Here is an 18120-nt window from a genome sequence, read left to right as displayed (position 1 = left end):
ACCATGAACGACAACACCATCGGCACCGGCCAGGCCACCGACGACGCCCTCCCGGCCGTGGAGACGCTGTCCTACGAGCAGGCCCGCGACGAACTCGTCGAAACCGTGAAGATCCTCGAACTCGGCCAGATGGGCCTGGATGAATCGCTAAAGTACTGGGAGCGTGGCGAGGCGCTGGCCAAGCGGTGTGAGCAGCACCTCGACGGCGCGGCCCGCCGGGTTGAGGAGGCCCTGGGTTCCGCAGAGGCCGAGGAGTAGTCCTGCGGGCCCCGGGACCGGCCGGTAATGTGTTTCTCTACACAACTATCGATGCCATAAACTGACACCGGGAGTCGCGCATGACCAGCACGAACAGTCTCATTCGGAGGTGGGCGGCTGCGGGCGCGGCCGCCCTCCTGACCACCACCGCCCTCATCCCCACCGCCACTGCAGAAGACGAACGACGCGGCTCCCCCACCATGCTCGTCCTCGACTCCTCCGGCTCCATGACCGCCGACGACGCCGGCGGACAGACACGTATCGACGCCGCCCGCGACGCCGCCCACACCTTCATCGACGAAGTCGACGGCACCCTCGACCTCGGCCTCGTCACCTACGGCGGCAACACCGGCGACACCCCCGAAGAATACGACGCCGGCTGCCGCGACATCACCATGGTCACCGCCCCGGGCAACGACACCGCCGACCAGATCAAAGATCACATCGACGACCTCGACGCCCGCGGTTACACCCCCATCGGCGAATCCCTCCGCACCGCCGCCGACGAACTCCCCGACTCCGGAGGCACCATCGTCCTGGTCTCCGACGGCATCGCCACCTGCACCCCACCCCGGTCTGCGAGGTTGCCGAGGACCTCGCCGATCAGGGCGTCGACATCATCATCAACACCGTCGGCTTCAACGTCGACGACGCCGCCCGCGAAGAACTCGAATGCATCGCCGACGCAGCCGGCGGCACCTACGCCGACGCCTCCGACGCCGACACCCTCGCCGACGAACTCAAACGCGCCGCCACCCGCGGCTACCGCGCCTACCAGTCCGACGCCGAACGCATCCCCGCCGCCGCCGACGACCTCAAAGCCGACACCGTCCCCCTCGACACCACCACCTTCCTCACCAGCCTGACACCCTTCGACGAGAAGCCACCGACCAGCGGTGAACGAACCAGCTCCTACTTCTATCTGCCCGTCCGACCGGGCGAGCGGGTCGTCGTCTCCGCGCAGACGGTGCAGGCCCCGACCGTGAACAAGAACGACCGGCTGGCGCTGCTCCTGGACATGACGAATCCGGATGATCAGAAGTCCTGCCGGATGGACATGGAGTCTGAGCTGGATCTGGACACCAACCAGGTGGTCACGGGCACCGCCTATTCGGATGAGGTTGGCGAGGACTGCGACACCGACGAGATCCTGCTCAACATCGAGCGCAGCGGCAACCAGCGGTGGGACGAGGAAGTGGACGCCGAGGTGACCATCACCCGCATCCCGCCGTTCACCCTCGCCGACGGCCGCGACGCGCCGAACACCGACAACTCCACCAGTGCGTCGGAGGAGAGCGACTCCATCCCTCGACTGACCTCCGACGAACCCGAGCCCATCACGCCCGGCATCTGGTTCACCGATGCCGCCGAACTGACCCCGGGTGAGATGGTCACCGCCGACATCGTTCCCGGGGAGACCCAGTTCTTCAAGATTCCCGCCGAGTACGGCCAGAAGGTCAACGGACGCATCCGGGTGGTCGAGGAGGCCAATGACTTCGATCGCCGGGGAGGTTTTCGTCAGACTATTTTTCTCAACGCCTACAACGAGGCCCGGGCTGGCATCGACCTGTCAGACTCGTACGTGCGGGTAGCCGAAAACGAGGAACTTCCCTTCGAATACAACGAGCGGATCCTCTTCGACCACCGATTTGGATCTGGAGAGACCTACCGGACCGGCGATTATTGGCAGGACGGCGACCAGTACCTCACCGTCCGGTACGAAGACCCCGAGCAGGGTGACATCGACGCTTCCTCCCAGCTCCCGCCCGTGACCTACATCATGACCGTGAACACCACCGGCCAGGTGGTCCCCGGGCCGGAATTCGCCTCCTTCCCCGGGGAGGGATCAACCTCCGCCACCTCCGCCCCGGCCGAGGACACCGAATCGCCGGAGGACACCGACGCCCGGGCCGTCGCCGACCGCCAGGACTCCGGAACCAGCCCGGTGGTCTGGATCATCGTCGGCCTCATCATCCTCGCCGCCCTCGGCGCCGTCGGGTACGTCCTCACCCGGGCACGCCGGAACTAGAAAGGACCACGCCCATGACACAGCGCACCCGACCGATCCGACGCTGGGCGGCCACGCTCGGCACGCTCCTGCTCGCAGCAACCGTCTCGCCGACCGCCACAGCGCAGGACGAACAGTCCGGCCTCGCCCCGACCATGGTCGTCCTCGACTCCTCCGGCTCCATGGTCAACAACGACGCCGGTGGACAGACGCGTATCGACGCCGCCCGGGACGCCTCCCGCACCTTCATCGAGGGTGCCGGGGACGACGCGCCCCTCGGTCTGGTCATCTACGGCGGCAACACCGGTGAGACGCCTGAGGACTACGACGCCGGTTGCCGTGACATCACCGTGGTCACCGGGCCGGAGTCGGGCAACTCAGCCGAGATGATCGACCACGTCGAATCCCTCGAACCGCGCGGCTACACCCCCATCGGTGACGCACTGCGGGCGGCTGCCGACGAACTTCCCGACGACGGTGCCCGCACCATCGTGCTGGTCTCTGACGGCATCGCCACGTGCACCCCGCCACCGGTGTGCGAGGTTGCTGAGGAACTCAAGCAGCAGGGAGTCGACCTAGTGATCAACACCGTCGGCTTCAACGTCGACCCGGCTGCCCGCGAAGAACTGCAGTGCATCGCGGAGGCCGCTGGCGGTACCTATGCCGACGCCTCCGACGCCGAATCACTGGCCGAGGAGATGAACCGCGCCACCAATCGCACGTACCGCGCCTATGAATCCGACCTGGAGCTGATCGAGGGCGGAGCCGTAGTAGAGGACGCGGCCGAGGTGGGCCGCGGTACTGACGCCTTCCGGACAACCCTCCCGGCCCCGGAGTCGGGTTCCCGTTCATCCGCCACTTCCACGTGGTTCACCACCCCGGTTGCCGAGGGGGAGCGTGTCATCGTCACGGCGCAGACCACGCAGCTGCCCCAACTGGACAACTGGGGCCAAGGCCGGATGGCGCTGCGCCCCAACCTCGAGGGCGGTGGGCAGAACTGTGAGCTTGACGAAAATCTGAGCGCCGATCCGGCCATGGCCGGCTACCAGACCTCCACGGTGTACTCCACCGTCATCGGCGAAGACTGCGACACCGGTTCCCTGGACATCTCTCTTGAGCGAAGCGGTGACTGGCGCCCAGACGAGGACGTCGAGATCGATGTCACGGTCACCCGTCTCGGGATCCCCGACGTCTCCGGCGTTCCCGACCCGGTCGATTCCGCCGGGGACGCTCCCGACATCGGAGCCCCGTCACCGGACGCCGGCGAGGTCACCCCCGGTGTCTGGTTCACCGACGCCACGGAGTTGAACGCAGGTGACAGTGTCCGGGCGGACATCGTTCCCGGTGAGACACAGTTCTTCCGCATTCCCGTTGAGCAGGGTCAGCAGCTGGGTTACTCCGCGACGATCGTCGACGAAGCCACCGGCTTCGAGGCTCCTTCGGTGTCCTCCATGTTGTCATTCACCGCCTACAACGAAGCGCGTGCTGAGGTGACGCGCGGCAACAACATGCCGGTGCGCCGAGACAACGAGTACTCCGGTGGATATGACGCTCCGATCCTGTTCACCAACCGGTTCGGAGGGGCCGCCGGGGAGGGTTCCCCGGACTCGGATGCTGCTCGTGTCTGGCAGGACGGCACCCAGTACCTCGCGGTGAAGTACGACGAGATATTCAGCCAGGCCGAGATCGACGCCGGCACCGAACTGCCCCCGCTGACCTACCTGCTCAAGGCGGACGCCGTCGGCGAGCCGGTCCCGGCGCCGACGTTCACGCCGGTGGAGGCGGCGTCGACAAGCACCTCGGCGCAGCCGAGTGAGGGGGCGGAGGAGACGGACACCGACGCTGACGCGGAGGCCACCGCCGACGAGGATGCCGGGTTCCCGGTCCTGTGGGTGGTGCTCGGTGCGGTGCTGCTCGCGGTGCTCGGTGTGGTCGGTTACCTGCTGACCCGCCGACGCGGGCAGTAGCGGACATGAAAGAAGGGGCCGGGCACACGCCCGGCCCCTTCTCCCCCGCTTCTAACCGGTGGCGCCCGGCAGCGGTTCGGAGGTGACGGTCGCCTCGATGATCTCGCGGAACTCCTCGTCGGAGGCGGCGCCGGTGTAGAGGATCCGGGTCTCGCCGAGGTCGACGGCGTAGAGGTCGCGGACGTCGGACTCGTCGGAGTGGTAGACCTCGACGGGCTGGCCGGCGACGTCGACGGTGCGGTCGTGCTGGCGGGGATCGTCATCGATGCCCTTCACCGCGTCGTCAAGCGGCTGATCGGTCTGGGTCATCTGGATGTAGCCGCCGTCGGCGGTGACCCAGCCGACGACCGGTGCCGGCGTCTGGTTGAGGTAGGAACGCCGCGCCGAGTTCGGGGTCCACCCCTCCGGGTCGGCCGGCAGGTACACGGGGAACTGGGAGGCGCGGGCCTCCATGCCCATGAAGGAGGTCGCGTCGACCTCCCGGACGGGGCCGTTCTCCGGAGTACCCGGCTCATAGGTGCACAGGCCGGTCGCGCCGACGGTGACCACCATCGCCACGATGATGACGGCGAGGGACAACATCATGTCCCGGCCGCCCTGATAGATCCTGGGTTTTCCCTCTGCTGCCACGCGCCCAAGTATGTCATGAGCGGGTGAAATCCCGGAATAGCGGGGCACGGAGCACGGATGTGGCCACAATCCCCCTCTTTCGGGTGGTCAAACGGCACCGGGGACCGGCCGGAAGTGGAACAATATATGGGGTGACGGGGGAAGTCCCGTCACGCACGATCAACACATGCACCACCATCGAGCGCGCACAATCCCCATCGCCTGCAGGAGGCCGAATTAATGAACGCACCACACGCCGAACTCCCGGATCGTAACCTCGCGATGGAGCTGGTCCGTGTCACCGAGGCGGCGGCCCTCGCCTCCGGCCGTTGGGTCGGCCGTGGCATGAAGGAGGAGGGTGACGGTGCAGCGGTGGACGCCATGCGTCAGCTCATCAACTCCGTGAACATGAACGGTGTCGTCGTCATCGGCGAGGGCGAGAAGGACGAGGCCCCGATGCTCTACAACGGTGAGCGTGTGGGCAACGGCGAGGGCGCCGAGGTGGACATCGCGGTCGACCCGGTCGACGGCACGACGCTCATGGCCGAGGGTCGCCCGAACGCCATCTCCGTCATCGCCGCCGCCGAGCGCGGCTCGATGTATGACCCGTCCGCCGTGTTCTACATGGACAAGATCGCCGTCGGCCCGGAGGCTGCGGGCACCATTGACATTGAGGCCCCGGTCGCCCACAACATCAACGCCGTGGCCAAGGCCAAGGGCATCCTGCCGGCAGACGTCACCATCGTCGTGCTTGACCGCCCCCGCCACCTCGAGCTCATCGCCGACATCCGTCGCGCGGGCGCGAAGGTCCGCCTGATCTCCGACGGTGACGTCGCCGGTGCGATCGCCGCCGCCCAGGACTCCAACTCCATCGACATGGCCATGGGCATCGGCGGCACCCCGGAGGGCATCATCACCGCCTGCGCCCTCAAGTGCATGGGCGGCGAGATCCAGGGCAAGCTGTGGCCGATCGACGATGCTGAGGCGGGCCGCGCCCGTGACGCCGGCCTCGACCTCGACGCCGTCCTGGGCATCAACGACCTGGTCTCCTCCGACAACTGCTACTTCGCGGCCACCGGCGTGACCAACGGCGACATGCTCCGCGGCGTCTCCTACCGTGCCAACGGCGCGACGACCCGTTCGCTGGTCATGCGTTCCAAGTCCGGCACCGTCCGTTACGTCGAGTCCCGCCACCAGCTGGCCAAGCTGCAGGAGTACTCCGTGGTGGACTACACCAAGGAACCGTCCGCCTAGTCGGATCCCGCGGATCCCCGATCCGTCATACTGTGGTGGGCACTTCCCCGGCGGCCCACCGCAGGTCCGTACTTTCCCCGCCGGGCCCCTGTCAGATTTTTCACGACACTTCCAGACATAAAGGTGGTTATCCATGACCGAGCAGGAATTCCGCATCGAACACGACACCATGGGCGAGGTCAAGGTCCCGGTCAACGCCCTGTGGCGTGCCCAGACCCAGCGTGCCGTGGAGAACTTCCCCATTTCCGGGCGTGGCCTGGAGTCCGCTCAGATCCGTGCGATGGGTCTGCTCAAGGCGGCCTGCGCGATCGTCAACAAGGAGTCCGGTGACCTGCCGGCCGAGCAGGCCGACGCGATCGTCGCCGCCGCGAAGGAGATCGCGGACGGTAAGCACGACGCCGAGTTCCCGATCGACGTGTTCCAGACCGGTTCCGGTACCTCCTCGAACATGAACACCAATGAGGTCATCGCGTCCATCGCGAAGGCCAACGGCGTCGAGGTCCACCCGAACGACCATGTCAACATGGGTCAGTCCTCCAACGACACCTTCCCCACCGCGACCCATGTCGCCGCCACCGAGGCCGCGGTCAACGACCTCATCCCGGGCCTGAAGGTGCTGCACGAGTCCCTGGCGAAGAAGGCCGCTGAGTGGAAGTCCGTGGTCAAGTCCGGCCGCACCCACCTCATGGACGCCGTCCCGGTCACCCTGGGCCAGGAATTCTCCGGCTACGCCCGCCAGATCGAGCTGGGCATCGAGCGCATCGAGGCCACCGTGGCCCGCCTGGGTGAGCTGCCGATCGGCGGCACCGCCGTGGGCACCGGCCTCAACACCCCGGCCGACTTCGGCGCGAAGGTCACCGAGGAGCTGAAGAACCTCTCCGGTGTGCAGCAGCTGTCCGAGGCGGAGAACCACTTCGAGGCGCAGGCCAACCGCGACGCCCTCGTCGAGTTCTCCGGCGCCATGCGCGTCGTGGCCGTCTCCCTGTACAAGATCGCCAACGACATCCGCCTCATGGGTTCCGGCCCGCTCACCGGTTTCGCCGAGATCCACCTGCCGGACCTGCAGCCGGGCTCCTCCATCATGCCGGGCAAGGTCAACCCGGTGCTGTGTGAGACCGCCACCCAGGTCTCCGCGCAGGTCATCGGCAATGACGCCGCCGTGGCGTTCGCCGGTACCCAGGGCCAGTTCGAGCTCAACGTGTTCATCCCGGTGATGGCCCGCAACGTGCTCGAGTCCTCCCGCCTGCTGGCCAACACCGCCCGCGTGTTCGCGGAGCGTCTCGTCGACGGCATCGAGCCGAACGAGGAGCGCATGAAGACCCTGGCCGAGTCCTCCCCGTCGATCGTCACCCCGCTGAACTCGGCGATCGGTTACGAGAACGCCGCGAAGGTGGCCAAGACCGCCCTCAAGGAGGGCAAGACCATCCGCCAGACCGTCATCGACATGGGCTTCGTCGACGGTGACAAGCTCACCGAGGAGGAGCTGGACAAGCGCCTCGACGTCCTCTCGATGGCCAACACCGACCGCGACAAGTAACACCCGCGCTCGCGTATCGACGCCCCGCCTCCCTCACCGCACTGCGGTGAGGGAGGCGGGTCGTGTCATTTCTCGCTGATCAGTTCCAGCAGGTAGGGCGTGGGCAGGATCTTCAGTTCCCTGGCCGTGTCGTCGAAGGTGGACAGGGTCTCCACCTCGCCGTCGTGGAACAGATGGAGCAGCGGTGAGACAGCGTGGGCTCCGTCGGCGGCGATGTGCGCGGCGACCGGCGCCATCCGGCCGAGCCCCTCGAGCAGGTCCTCCCCGGTGGTGACGTCCCGGGCGAGCAGGATGTGCCGGGTGGGCATGGCGAAGAGCACTCCCCGGCTCAGGTCCAGGTCAGGAGCCCATCTCTGCAGCATCTCCTCGAGGAAGATCGGGGTGGAGGCGATGTAGTAGTTCTCGGACTCGAAGGACCGGAATCGGGCGCCGGGATGTGCCTCGCTGCCGGGGTGCTGGTGGGTGATGATGTGGGCGTCGAGAAGCTCCCGGTGGAGGTTCGTGCGGGCGGCGCGGATGAGGGTGTCCAGTTCGTCGATGCGGCGCAGCCGGTCGAGCGGCATGGTCTGGATGGAGGTGGCGGTGTCCAGGACCAGGGTGACGGCGGTGTCGTCGGTGAAGCGGTGGACGGTGGCGGAGTGGATGATGTCCGCTTCCTCGGTGACCAGGCCGCGGATCGGGGCGATGCGCATCCGCAGGCCGGCGTAGAGCTCGGCGGTGTCGAGGCCGGCGACGCGGTTGGCGTTGAGCATCGCGTCGAGGAAGGAGCGGGTGAGCGTCGTCGCCGCCTTGGGGTGCTGGGAGTGGGCGACATCCCGGACGAGGTTCTCCAGGTTGAGGGTGACGCGGCCGTGGCGGGAATGGTCGATGATGCCGTGGAGCCCGTCGATGCGGAGGCTGCCTCCCGATTCGGCGACCCGGGTGCGCAGTGCGGAGCGCAACTGCTCGGCCTCCTTGACGGTCATGCCGGGGAAGTGGGGGTCGGGCTCATTGCGTGCTGACCGGGAGCGGCGGCGGAAGAACATGCGGGCCTCCCAGGTCGACGGCGTGTGTGGCTGACGCTATCACCGGATGCGTCGGGGCGCATCCATCGTCCGTATACCGTGGTAAAAGTTTGCACTTGAGTGCAAAGGTGCACCGGGTGTAGTGTTGCCGTCCGTGAGTAATGAGACCCCCCTGCGCGAACGCAACCGCCGGCGCACCCGCCGGCGCATCGAGGACGCCGCCACCTCCCTGGTGGTCGCCCACGGTTTCGCCAACGTCACCGTCGACGACATCTGCCGCGACGCCGAAATCAGCCGCCGCACCTTCTTCAACTACATGGACTCCAAGGACGAGGCCATCCTCGGCCCCTCCCCCATGGCGCTCAGCGACGACCGTCGCGAGCAGTTCCTCACCGAACCCTCCGACAACCTCGTCCGCTCCGCCCTGGAGAACATCATCGCCACCACCACCGAGGCCGAGGACGTCACCATCGAACAGGGCGCCGACGAGGAGTTCGTGGCCACCCTACGCACCCGACGTCACCAGATCCTGGCCAACGAACCAGCGGTGGCGGTGATGTCGCTCAACCGCTTCCGCGAGCAGTCCCTGCTCATGCGCGAACTCATCACCGAACACCTCACCCGGCACCCCGGCGACCGGAAGCTTCCCGACGTCCCCCTGGACACCGAGGCCACCATCATCAACGGCCTCATCCGCGAATCGGTCTGGCTGCACATGACCACCCCCGCGTTCACCTCCGCCTCCGAGCGGACCCGCCTGCTCCTGCAGGCCGGCGAGAACATCACCACCCTGGCAAAGGAGCTGACCTGGTGACCACCACGACCCAGACCACCCCCACCGGCACGGCACCCCGGGTCGGTCTCATCTTCGGTGCCCTCATCACGTCGATGCTCATGAGCTCGCTCGGCCAGATGATCTTCTCCACCGCGCTGCCGACCATCGTCGGCGAGCTCGGTGGCGTCGACCACATGAGCTGGGTCATCTCCGCCTTCCTGGTCACCATGACCATCGCCATGCCCATCTTCGGCAAGGTCGGTGACATGGTTGGCCGCAAGTGGCTCTACCTGTTCGGCATCGCCGTGTTCATCGTCGGCTCCATCCTCGGCGCCACCGCCCAGTCAATGGAGATGCTCATCGTCGCCCGCGCCATCCAGGGCTTCGGCGGCGGTGGCATGATGGTCACCTCGCAGGCGATCATCGCCGAGGTCGTCCCCGCCCGCCAGCGCGGCAAGTACATGGGCGTCATGGGCGCCGTGTTCGGCGTCAGCTCCGTCCTCGGCCCCGTTCTCGGCGGCTGGTTCACCGACGGGCCCGGCTGGCGCTGGGGCCTGTGGATCAACGTGCCGCTGGGAATCATCGCCTTCATCGTCTCCCTGCTCGTGCTCCACCTGCGCACCGGCTCCGCCTCCGCCCGCCGTTTCGACTGGCTGGGCACCATGCTCATGGCCGTGACCACGTTCTCCCTCATCCTGCTCACCACCTGGGGTGGTACGCAGTACGAGTGGAACTCCCCCACCATCCTCGGCCTGGCCGCCCTCACCGTCGTGGGCGCGATCGCCTTCGTCATCACCGAACTCAAGGTCGCGGACCCGCTCATCCCCCTGACCCTGTTCCGCAACCGCAACATGGTCCTCACCACCGCCGCCGGCACCGTCCTCGGCCTGGCCATGGTCGGCGCGCTCGGCTACCTGCCCACCTACCTGCAGATGGTGCACACGCTGACCCCGACCAACGCCGGCCTCATGATGATCCCCATGATGATCGGCATGATCGGCACCTCCACGGTCGTCGGCTTCATCATCGCCAAGTCCGGCCACTACAAGACCTATCCCCTGGTCGGCATGGCCGTCGTCGCCGTCGCCCTGTTCCTCCTGTCCCGCCTGACCGTGGAGACCACCCTGGTCCAGCTCGGCCTGGTGTTCTTCCTCTTCGGTTTCGGCCTGGGCCTGGTCATGCAGGTCCTGGTCCTCATCGTCCAGAACTCCTTCCCCATCCAGGTCGTGGGCACCGCCACGGCGACGAACAACTTCTTCCGCCAGATCGGCTCCTCCCTCGGTGCCTCCCTGGTCGGCTCCCTGTTCATCCACAACCTGCAGAACAACCTGGCCCAGAACCTGCCCGGCGCGTTCGCCCAGCTGGGTCCCGAGGGCGCCGAGATGGCCGCACAGTTCAGCGCCGAAGGTGGTGCCGCCAACTCGCTCACCCCGGCTTCCGTGAGCCAGCTTCCCGACGCCGTCCGCGACGCCGTCCTGGTCAGCTACAACGACGGCCTCACCCCGGTGTTCCTGCTCATGGTGCCGTTGGCTGTCATTGCCCTGCTCATCCTCTTCCCGGTGCGCGAGGACGTGCTCAAGGAGACGGTGGAGTAACCCGGTGGCGCGATTCGCGCATCTGCGGGTCAGAATCGGGGAATCAGCCTGTTCCGGGACCAGGATGCGCGAGCCTGGCAGCGTAGGCCCACCGGTGAACGGGGGCCGCGGGCAGTCAGGCCCGGGCTGCCTCGACTGACTCGACCGGCAGCTCGACGACGCCGGCCTCGGCCTTCTCCTCCGGCTTGGGCAGGAGGAGTTCGTAGATGTCGGTGTCGCGGTACTGGCCGGCCATGTCGCCGTAGGTCATCTTGGCCAGGTGGTGGTAGGTGCCCACCTTCTGGAAGCCACGGGATCTATGCAGCCCGGCCGAGCCCTCGTTCTCCGGGAACACCCAGGCGTGGATGCCCCACTTGTGCAGGTCGCGGCAGGTCTCGATGAGTTTGTCCAGCAGCGCGCCGGCGACACCGCGGCCGCGGGCGTCGGGGTGGGTGTAGATGGAGTTCTCCACCACGCCGTGGAAGACCGAGCGGGAGGAGATGGGGGCGGCGGAGACCCAGCCGAGGAGTTTCTCGGGGTCCTCGTCGTCCACGGCCACGAACACTGTCTCCATGATCTTCGACCGGGTGAACTGCTCCCAGGTGGGTGCGGTCGTCTCATAGGTGGCGTGCCCGGACTCCAGGCCCATCTCGTAGATGTTCCGAACCTGCCGGTAGTCCTCCGGTCGGATCGGACGGAGCGTGAATGTCGCTTCTGCCATGTCCGCGATTGTCTCCCAGCCTTGTCCCACACCGCAAACGCAGGGTGGGTTTCATTCGTGCGTGGCGTCCGGTCAATTCTCCTCGAGCAGGTCGGTGACCAGTTCGGCGATGGCGGAGCGTTCGGATCGTTGCAGGGTGATGTGGGCGAACAGTTCGTGGCCCTTGAGCTTCTCGATGACCGCCTGGACTCCGTCGTGACGTCCGACACGGAGGTTGTCGCGCTGGGCGACATCGTGGGTGAGGATGACCCGTGAGCCCCGGCCGAGGCGGGAGAGGACGGTGAGCAGGACGTTGCGCTCCAGGGACTGGGCCTCGTCGACGATGACGAAGGTGTCGTGCAGGGAGCGGCCGCGGATGTGGGTCAGCGGCAGGACCTCGATGAGGTCGCGGGCCTGGATCTCGGCCATGGCGTTGTCGGAGACCAGCCCGTCGAGGGTGTCGTAGACGGCCTGCGCCCAGGGGTTCATCTTCTCCATCTCGGAGCCGGGGAGGTAGCCGAGGTTCTGGCCGCCGACGGCGTAGAGCGGGCGGAAGACGACGATGCGGCGGTGCTCCCCGCGCTCGAGCACTGCCTCGAGGCCGGCGCACAGGGCGAGAGCGGACTTGCCGGTGCCGGCGCGGCCGCCGATGGAGACGATGCCCACGTTCTCGTCGAGCAGCAGGTCGAGCGCGATGCGCTGCTCGGCGGAACGGCCCTGAAGGCCGAAGGCGTTCTGGTCGCCGCGGATGAGGCGGATGGACCCGTCGGGCATCATCCGGCCGAGGGCGGACTGGGTGGCGGCGGTGAGGGTGACGCCGCAGTGGACGGGCAGTTCGGCGACGTAGGTGCCGGCCTCGGTCATCACCGTATCGTCGAGCTCGCAGCGGCCCTCGCGGAAGAGGGTGTCGATGGTCGCCGCGTCGGTGTAGACGGTGGCCATCCCGCTGTAGCCGGTGAGGACGACGTCCTGGGCGTGGTACTCGTCCGCGGGCAGGCCGACGGAGCCGGCCTTGACGCGCAGGGGCACGTCCTTGGTCACCAGGGTCGTGTCGTGTCCCTCGTGCTGGAGGTTGAGGGCGCAGGCGAGGATGCGGTGATCCCCCTCGGTGCCGCGGAAGGCGGCGGGCAGCAGCGACTGGTCCTGGTGGTTGAGTTCGACGCGCAGGGTCCCGCCGTCGGTGTTGACGGGGACCGGCTGGTCGAGGCGTTCGTAGGTGGAGCGCAGGTCCTCGAGCATGCGCAGGGCCTGGCGGGCGAACCAGCCGAGTTCGGGGTGGTGGCGCTTGCCCTCGAGTTCGGTGACCACGACGACCGGCAGGACGACGTGGTGTTCCGCGAACTTCCGCAACGCCCACGGGTCCGACAGGAGGACGGACGTGTCGATGACGTAGGTGCGGGTGGTGGTGGCTGCGTGGGTGTCGAGGTCGCGGGTGGGCAGGTAGTCGGTGGTCGAGTCGAACATGCTGGTGGCTCCCCATGTGCGCGGCGCCCCGGGTACCCGGGCCACCCCTGCTCGTGAACGCTCCAGGTGGCACGATCCGTCGGGCCGGCACCGACTGACGACGGTCGCGGGCCGGTCAGCTGCTGCCGTCCGGTTGCCCTCAGAATAGTGCGGGCGGGTGGAAATTACATGGGTGGAAGATGAACTTCCGGTTACTTATCGACGCCGCCGTCCCCCGCCCCTGCCTGCCCGCTTCGGCGGAGCATCGCCCCGCCGTGCCTGCTTCGCCAGCGCCTTCTCACGGGCGCTGCGCTTCGGGGCCGCCTGCCGGGAGGAGTTGACGGTGCGTCCCTTGGCGATGCCCACGAAGTCCTGGATCGCCTCGGAGTCGTCGGCCCGCCGCCACACGAGCGCGATCTCGGTGGGCCGATGGTCGGGACTGTCGTACTCGCGGTGCTCGATCTGTTTGCGGGACAGGACCTTGAGCAGCGGACGGGGCGCGATGACGACACCGACGTTGGCGGCGACGACCGGCAGCGCGTCCCGGACGGCGGTCGCGTCCGTACCGTCGTAGTGGATGATCTCGCCGTCGATGTCCGCCGGGGTGAGCCGGTCGAGGAGGGTGAGCTCGCTGTCCTTCGGCAGCGCGATCCCGGGCGTCTCGGAGTAGAGGGTGACCACATGGAGGTCCCGCCGAAGCTCGTCGGTGAGGCGGGCCTCCGGCAGGCGGAGCAGGGTGAGGGTGGCGCGGGCGTCGAGAAGCTCGGTGAGCGGATCGTCCGAGCCGGTGGCGAGAAGCTCGCCGTGGGTGGTGCGCTCCCGGAAGCGCTCGAACCACTTGCCGGGTTCGGTGCCGGTGACGAAACTCAGGGCCAACATGCAGGTAATGCTACCGTTGGCCATGTGAATGATGATTCTGCACGTCAGCCGTCCGGTACCGCGATGAAGCCCGCCACGGCGGCGAAGAAGCTGGGTATCTATCTGCCCGCGACTCCCGAGGAGTTCCAGTCAGGCGCCGTCACCCATGCCGAGCTCAAGCAGATGCTGGAGAACCCGCCGGAGTGGCTGGCGGAGCTGCGCCGGACCGGCCCACACCCCCGGCCGGTGGTGGCGCAGAAGCTCGGCATCACCATTGCCGCGCTCAAGCGCAATGACATGGACCGTCCGCTGACCACCGCGGAGATCAAGGATCTGCTGGCCGATCAGCCAGCGTGGCTGCGCACGGCGCGCACCCAGCTGGCGGAGGGCCGGGAGCAGGCGTCCGCCGACTCTCCCGACGAGGAGTAGTCACCACCGAATCCGCAGTCAAGGGCGCTGGGCGAACCGTCGTGTTCGCCCAGCGCCCTTTGTTCACCCCGGACAGGGGTGGGGCGGGAAACCGGTTTCTGCACCCCCGGGACATCCCGACACCCCCGGGATTATCTCCCGATGCAGCTCAACCCTCATATTCCCAGCTAAGAGCGCTGCCGGGCCCAAATCTCGCACGGACACCCCTGGGATGTCCATAGGGATTCCCCTAGTTTCATGTGGCCCAGACCACTATTTAATTACCCACATCCTCTTCGTCACAGAGAGATACAACACCGCACCAACAGAAGGATCGACATGACCTCTACCGCAACCCCGGCGTCCCGCAACGCCGGCTCCACCTGGGCCTCCGCCGCCCACCGCCGCACGGTGTACCTCGTGCTCGCGGTCGTCGGCATCTCCATCCTCTTCGACGGCTACGACCTCGTCATCTACGGCGCCGTCCTCAACACCCTCCTCGAGGATCCGAGCCACATCGGCCAGCTCTCCCCGGCCGTCGCCGGCACCCTGGGCTCCTACGCCATGATCGGCGTGATGATCGGCGCCCTGTCCGCCGGTGCCGTCGGTGACCGCCTCGGTCGCCGCAAGGTCATGCTCACCGCCATCGTCTGGTTCTCCGTGGGCATGGGCCTGACCGCCCTGACCAGCTCCATCTTCATGTTCGGTCTCCTGCGCTTCCTCACCGGCCTCGGCGTCGGCATGATCGTCGCCACCGGTGGCGCCATCATCGCCGAGTTCGCACCGGCGAACCGCAAGAACCTCTTCAACGCCATCGTCTACTCCGGCGTCCCCGCCGGCGGCGTCATGGCCTCCCTGCTCGCCCTCGTCCTCGAGGACGCCATCGGCTGGCGCGGCCTGTTCATGATCGGCGCCACCCCGCTGCTGTTCCTGCTGCCGCTCGCCTTCTTCGCCCTGCCGGAGTCCCCGCGTTGGCTCGTCGCCCGTGGCCGCAAGGCCGACGCCCTCTCCGTCTGTGCCCGCTTCGGCCTGCCGGAGGAGCAGTTCATCGTCGCCGACAAGGCCGAGCCCACCGCCGAGGAGATCGCCGCCACCACCGACAAGCAGCGCGACCTGGAGAAGACCGGCTTCGCGGGCATCTTCTCCCGCTCCTACCTCCCCGGTACCGCGCTCATCGGCGCCATGTCCTTCATCGGTCTGCTCTCCACCTACGGCCTCAACACCTGGCTGCCGAAGATCATGCAGGCCAACGGCGCCTCCAGCCATGACTCCCTGTACTCCCTGCTGGCCCTCAACGGTGGCGCCGTCGTCGGTGGCCTCATCGCCGCCCGCTTCGCCGACCGCATCGGCGCCAAGACGGTCATCACCTCGACCTTCCTGCTGGCCGCCATCTCCCTGGCCATCCTGCCGGTGTTCAACACCGTCGCCCCGATGTACCCGCTCATCGCCCTCGCCGGCATCGGCGTCCTAGGCACCCAGGTCCTCACCTACGGCCTGACCTCCAACTACTTCGGCACCGCCGCCCGCGCCGCCGGCGTGGCCTGGTGTGCCGGCTTCGGTCGCCTGGGTGGCATCTTCGGCCCGGCCATCGGCGGCCTCATCATCGGCGCCGGCTTCGGCCCGACCGTCTCCTTCTGGCTCTTCGCCGGTGCGGCCCTCATCGGTGCCATCGCCACCGCCCTGATCCCGAAGTCCCCGGCCGCCGCCGAGGTCATGATGACCAAGGAGCCGGAGCACCGCGACCCCGCCGTGGAGCCCGCCCTGAACACCAAGTAGGAGCCCCCACGCTCCACTGAGTCTCTCCCCGACGTCGAGAGCCCCGACCACCGTCACGGTGGTCGGGGCTTCGTCGTGTCCGGGTCACCAGGTGAAGGTGGCGTCCTCGCCGTCGTCGAAACGGATCTGTGCCGTCACCTCCGGCTGCAAGGTCACCGTCACCTCGCAGCGGTGCTCCCCGTCGGTCACGGTGTAGGAGATGTGCTCGTTCTGCTTGTCGGTGACCTCGACCCGCGCCCGCGTCAGCCACGGGTGGCGGCGACGCATGCCGATGAGCTGCCGGTACAGGGCATGCATCCACTCCCCCTCCGGCGCCAGCCCGGCCGGGGTGTCCGGCAGAGTCGGACGGAGGTCGTCGTCGGTGGAGAAACCCTCCCCCTTCTCGCCGCGGAAGGCCTGCTCGTCGCCGTAGTAGATGCTGGGCACACCGGGCAGGGTGAACAGGAGCATGGCGGCCACCGCGGCACCGGCGTCACCGACGACGCTGGCGATGCGGTCGGTGTCATGGTTGCCCACGAAGGTCTGCATGAACCCACCCTGCACGAATTCGTTGTGGCGGCCGAGGGCATGGTCGAGCTCCCAGAAGTTGACGTTCTGGATCGCCGACCAGATGCCCTTCCACAGTTCGTACTGGGTGACGGTGTCCAGGTGCCCGTCGTGGATGAGGCCGAGGTAGTCGCCGTGGATGATCTCCCCGAGGAAGACCGCGTCCGGGTAGGTGGCCCGCACCCGGTCGGTGACCTGCGCCCAGAAGTCGGTCGGGACGGCGTAGGCGACGTCGAGGCGCCAGCCGGCGATGCCGCGGGCCAACCAGTACTCCATGATCTCCGCGACGAAGTCCACGGTGCGGGGGTCGGAGTGGTCCAGCTCCACGAGGTCGCCGTGGCCCTCCCAGCCGACGGGGTTGCCGTCGCCGTCGCGTTTGACGGGGCCGCCACCGGCCACCATGGGATGGGTGGCGGCGACGTGGTTGAACACGCCGTCGAGAAGCACGCTGATCCCGCGGGAACGGCACTCGGCGATGAGGCGGTCGAAGTCGGCCTCGTCGCCCAGGCGCGGGTCGATGCGGTAGTGGTCGAGGGTGTCGTAGCCGTGGGAGACGGAGTCGAAGATCGGGGCGAGCAGCAGGGTGTCGCAGCCGAGTTCGACGACATAGTCGAGCCAGTCGATGAGCCTGGGCAGGCGGTGGGCGTGCGCCTCCTCGCCCCAGTCCCGTGTCGGGGCGCCGGTAGCTCCGAGCGGATAGACGTGCCAGATGACGGCGTGATCGAGCAGCGTCATGGAAAACTCCTGTTGAGTGGGGATCAATAACTGATTACTGACTCTAACTCAATAGCGGCTATGCTTGTCAACCGTGAGCACCCGCCGACGCCTCAGCACCGCCGAACGTCGCGCCGTCATTCTCGACGCCGCCCGCGACGCCTTCGCCGCCGCCCCCTACCCCGAGGTGTCGGTCCCCGCCATCGCCGCCGCCTCCGGCAGCTCCCAGGCACTGGTCTTCCACTACTTCTCCGCCAAGGCCGGCCTCCACGCCGCCGTCGTCGCCGACGCCGTGTCCCGCCTCCACGCCGCCCAGGACGCCGCCGTCGGGCAGCTGGCCCCCGGCCAACCCGTCCGCGACCGGGTCCGGGAACTGCTCATCGTCCACCTCGACCACGTACGCACCGACTCCAGCCTCATCTCCGGGCCCGGCGAACCGTCCGCCACCCGGGCTGTGCGGGACGACGCCCGCGCCGACCTCGTCACCCGCCTGGCGGAACTGCTCGGCACCACGGGCGTGGCGCGGCACGACTGGGCCCTGCGGGGCTGGGTCGGCTTCCTCGACCGCGTGGCCCGCCGCTGGCACGAGGCCGGTTGCCCGGAGGATGAGCGCTGGCCGCTCATCGAGGCGGCCCTGGGTGCCCTGGAAGGTGCGCTCGGCGACTGGCGGGTGTGAGACCGCTGCATTC

The 18120-nt window shown here is 67.7% G+C and carries 17 protein-coding genes; 11 read left to right on the top strand and 6 right to left on the bottom strand.

Going from position 1 to position 18120, the window contains the following annotated elements:
- The first annotated feature begins 3 nt into the window (after positions 1 to 3).
- The 4 genes from QP029_RS08625 (at position 4) to QP029_RS08610 (ending at position 4233) form a co-directional block, all read left to right on the top strand.
- Positions 4 to 258, top strand: a complete 255-nt coding sequence (locus QP029_RS08625) for an exodeoxyribonuclease VII small subunit (protein WP_284873931.1) — start codon at positions 4 to 6, stop codon at positions 256 to 258.
- A gap of 80 nt (positions 259 to 338) precedes the next feature.
- Positions 339 to 1124 carry a vWA domain-containing protein gene (locus QP029_RS08620; protein WP_284873930.1) on the top strand — a complete coding sequence of 262 codons (786 nt, stop codon included), beginning with the start codon at positions 339 to 341 and terminating at the stop codon, positions 1122 to 1124.
- A gap of 116 nt (positions 1125 to 1240) precedes the next feature.
- Positions 1241 to 2287 (top strand): hypothetical protein, encoded by a 1047-nt coding sequence (locus QP029_RS08615; protein WP_284873929.1) that lies wholly within the window; start codon positions 1241 to 1243, stop codon positions 2285 to 2287.
- A gap of 14 nt (positions 2288 to 2301) precedes the next feature.
- Positions 2302 to 4233, top strand: coding sequence for a vWA domain-containing protein (locus QP029_RS08610; protein ID WP_284873928.1), 1932 nt, complete (start codon positions 2302 to 2304; stop codon positions 4231 to 4233).
- Positions 4234 to 4284: 51 nt separating this feature from the next.
- Here the strand turns inward: QP029_RS08610 and QP029_RS08605 are convergent, their stop codons facing one another.
- Positions 4285 to 4863, bottom strand: a complete 579-nt coding sequence (locus QP029_RS08605) for a DUF4245 domain-containing protein (protein WP_284873927.1) — start codon at positions 4861 to 4863, stop codon at positions 4285 to 4287.
- A gap of 219 nt (positions 4864 to 5082) precedes the next feature.
- Here QP029_RS08605 and glpX point away from each other — a divergent pair, with 219 nt between their 5' ends.
- Together glpX and QP029_RS08595 are read left to right on the top strand one after the other, a co-directional pair.
- On the top strand, positions 5083 to 6096 hold the full coding sequence (glpX, locus tag QP029_RS08600; protein WP_284873926.1) for a class II fructose-bisphosphatase: 1014 nt from the start codon (positions 5083 to 5085) through the stop codon (positions 6094 to 6096).
- Positions 6097 to 6229: 133 nt separating this feature from the next.
- Positions 6230 to 7633: a class II fumarate hydratase gene (locus tag QP029_RS08595; protein ID WP_284873925.1), complete on the top strand. Its 1404-nt coding sequence runs from the start codon at positions 6230 to 6232 to the stop codon at positions 7631 to 7633.
- 65 nt (positions 7634 to 7698) lie between these two features.
- On the opposite strand, the gene QP029_RS08590 is transcribed toward QP029_RS08595, so the two are convergent.
- The gene (locus tag QP029_RS08590) at positions 7699 to 8658 is read right to left on the bottom strand and encodes a hypothetical protein (RefSeq protein WP_284873924.1); all 960 of its coding nucleotides are present in this window, start codon (positions 8656 to 8658) and stop codon (positions 7699 to 7701) included.
- Positions 8659 to 8791: 133 nt separating this feature from the next.
- Here QP029_RS08590 and QP029_RS08585 point away from each other — a divergent pair, with 133 nt between their 5' ends.
- Together QP029_RS08585 and QP029_RS08580 are read left to right on the top strand one after the other, a co-directional pair.
- Positions 8792 to 9451: a TetR/AcrR family transcriptional regulator gene (locus QP029_RS08585; RefSeq protein ID WP_284873923.1), complete on the top strand. Its 660-nt coding sequence runs from the start codon at positions 8792 to 8794 to the stop codon at positions 9449 to 9451.
- Positions 9445 to 11007 carry an MDR family MFS transporter gene (locus tag QP029_RS08580; protein ID WP_432418726.1) on the top strand — a complete coding sequence of 521 codons (1563 nt, stop codon included), beginning with the start codon at positions 9445 to 9447 and terminating at the stop codon, positions 11005 to 11007. Before QP029_RS08585 ends, QP029_RS08580 begins: the two co-directional genes overlap by 7 nt.
- Before the next feature lie 115 nt (positions 11008 to 11122).
- Here the strand turns inward: QP029_RS08580 and QP029_RS08575 are convergent, their stop codons facing one another.
- From QP029_RS08575 to QP029_RS08565, 3 genes are all read right to left on the bottom strand, one after another.
- The gene (locus tag QP029_RS08575) at positions 11123 to 11707 is read right to left on the bottom strand and encodes a GNAT family N-acetyltransferase (protein WP_284873921.1); all 585 of its coding nucleotides are present in this window, start codon (positions 11705 to 11707) and stop codon (positions 11123 to 11125) included.
- Positions 11708 to 11779: 72 nt separating this feature from the next.
- Positions 11780 to 13150, bottom strand: coding sequence for an RNA 5'-3' helicase PhoH2 (phoH2, locus tag QP029_RS08570; RefSeq protein ID WP_284873920.1), 1371 nt, complete (start codon positions 13148 to 13150; stop codon positions 11780 to 11782).
- A 195-nt stretch (positions 13151 to 13345) separates the two neighbouring features.
- Entirely contained in the window at positions 13346 to 14008 is a 663-nt protein-coding gene (locus QP029_RS08565) for a type 2 periplasmic-binding domain-containing protein (RefSeq protein ID WP_284873919.1), read from the bottom strand.
- A gap of 63 nt (positions 14009 to 14071) precedes the next feature.
- On the opposite strand from QP029_RS08565, the gene QP029_RS08560 reads away from it, so the two are divergent.
- Positions 14072 to 14416, top strand: coding sequence for a DUF5997 family protein (locus tag QP029_RS08560; protein ID WP_284876201.1), 345 nt, complete (start codon positions 14072 to 14074; stop codon positions 14414 to 14416).
- Positions 14417 to 14734: 318 nt separating this feature from the next.
- On the top strand, positions 14735 to 16171 hold the full coding sequence (locus QP029_RS08555; RefSeq protein ID WP_284873918.1) for an MFS transporter: 1437 nt from the start codon (positions 14735 to 14737) through the stop codon (positions 16169 to 16171).
- 84 nt (positions 16172 to 16255) lie between these two features.
- Here the strand turns inward: QP029_RS08555 and QP029_RS08550 are convergent, their stop codons facing one another.
- Positions 16256 to 17452: an alpha-amylase family protein gene (locus QP029_RS08550; protein WP_284873917.1), complete on the bottom strand. Its 1197-nt coding sequence runs from the start codon at positions 17450 to 17452 to the stop codon at positions 16256 to 16258.
- Between the two features lie 73 nt (positions 17453 to 17525).
- On the opposite strand from QP029_RS08550, the gene QP029_RS08545 reads away from it, so the two are divergent.
- A complete protein-coding gene (locus QP029_RS08545; protein WP_284873916.1) occupies positions 17526 to 18107 on the top strand; it encodes a TetR/AcrR family transcriptional regulator in 582 nt (193 codons plus the stop codon).
- Positions 18108 to 18120 lie beyond the last annotated feature (13 nt).

It is taken from the genome of Corynebacterium suedekumii (genome assembly GCF_030252185.1).
GTDB lineage: Bacteria > Actinomycetota > Actinomycetes > Mycobacteriales > Mycobacteriaceae > Corynebacterium > Corynebacterium suedekumii.
Note: the sequence above shows the minus strand (reverse complement) of the source record. Positions and strands in the feature narration are given on the sequence as shown.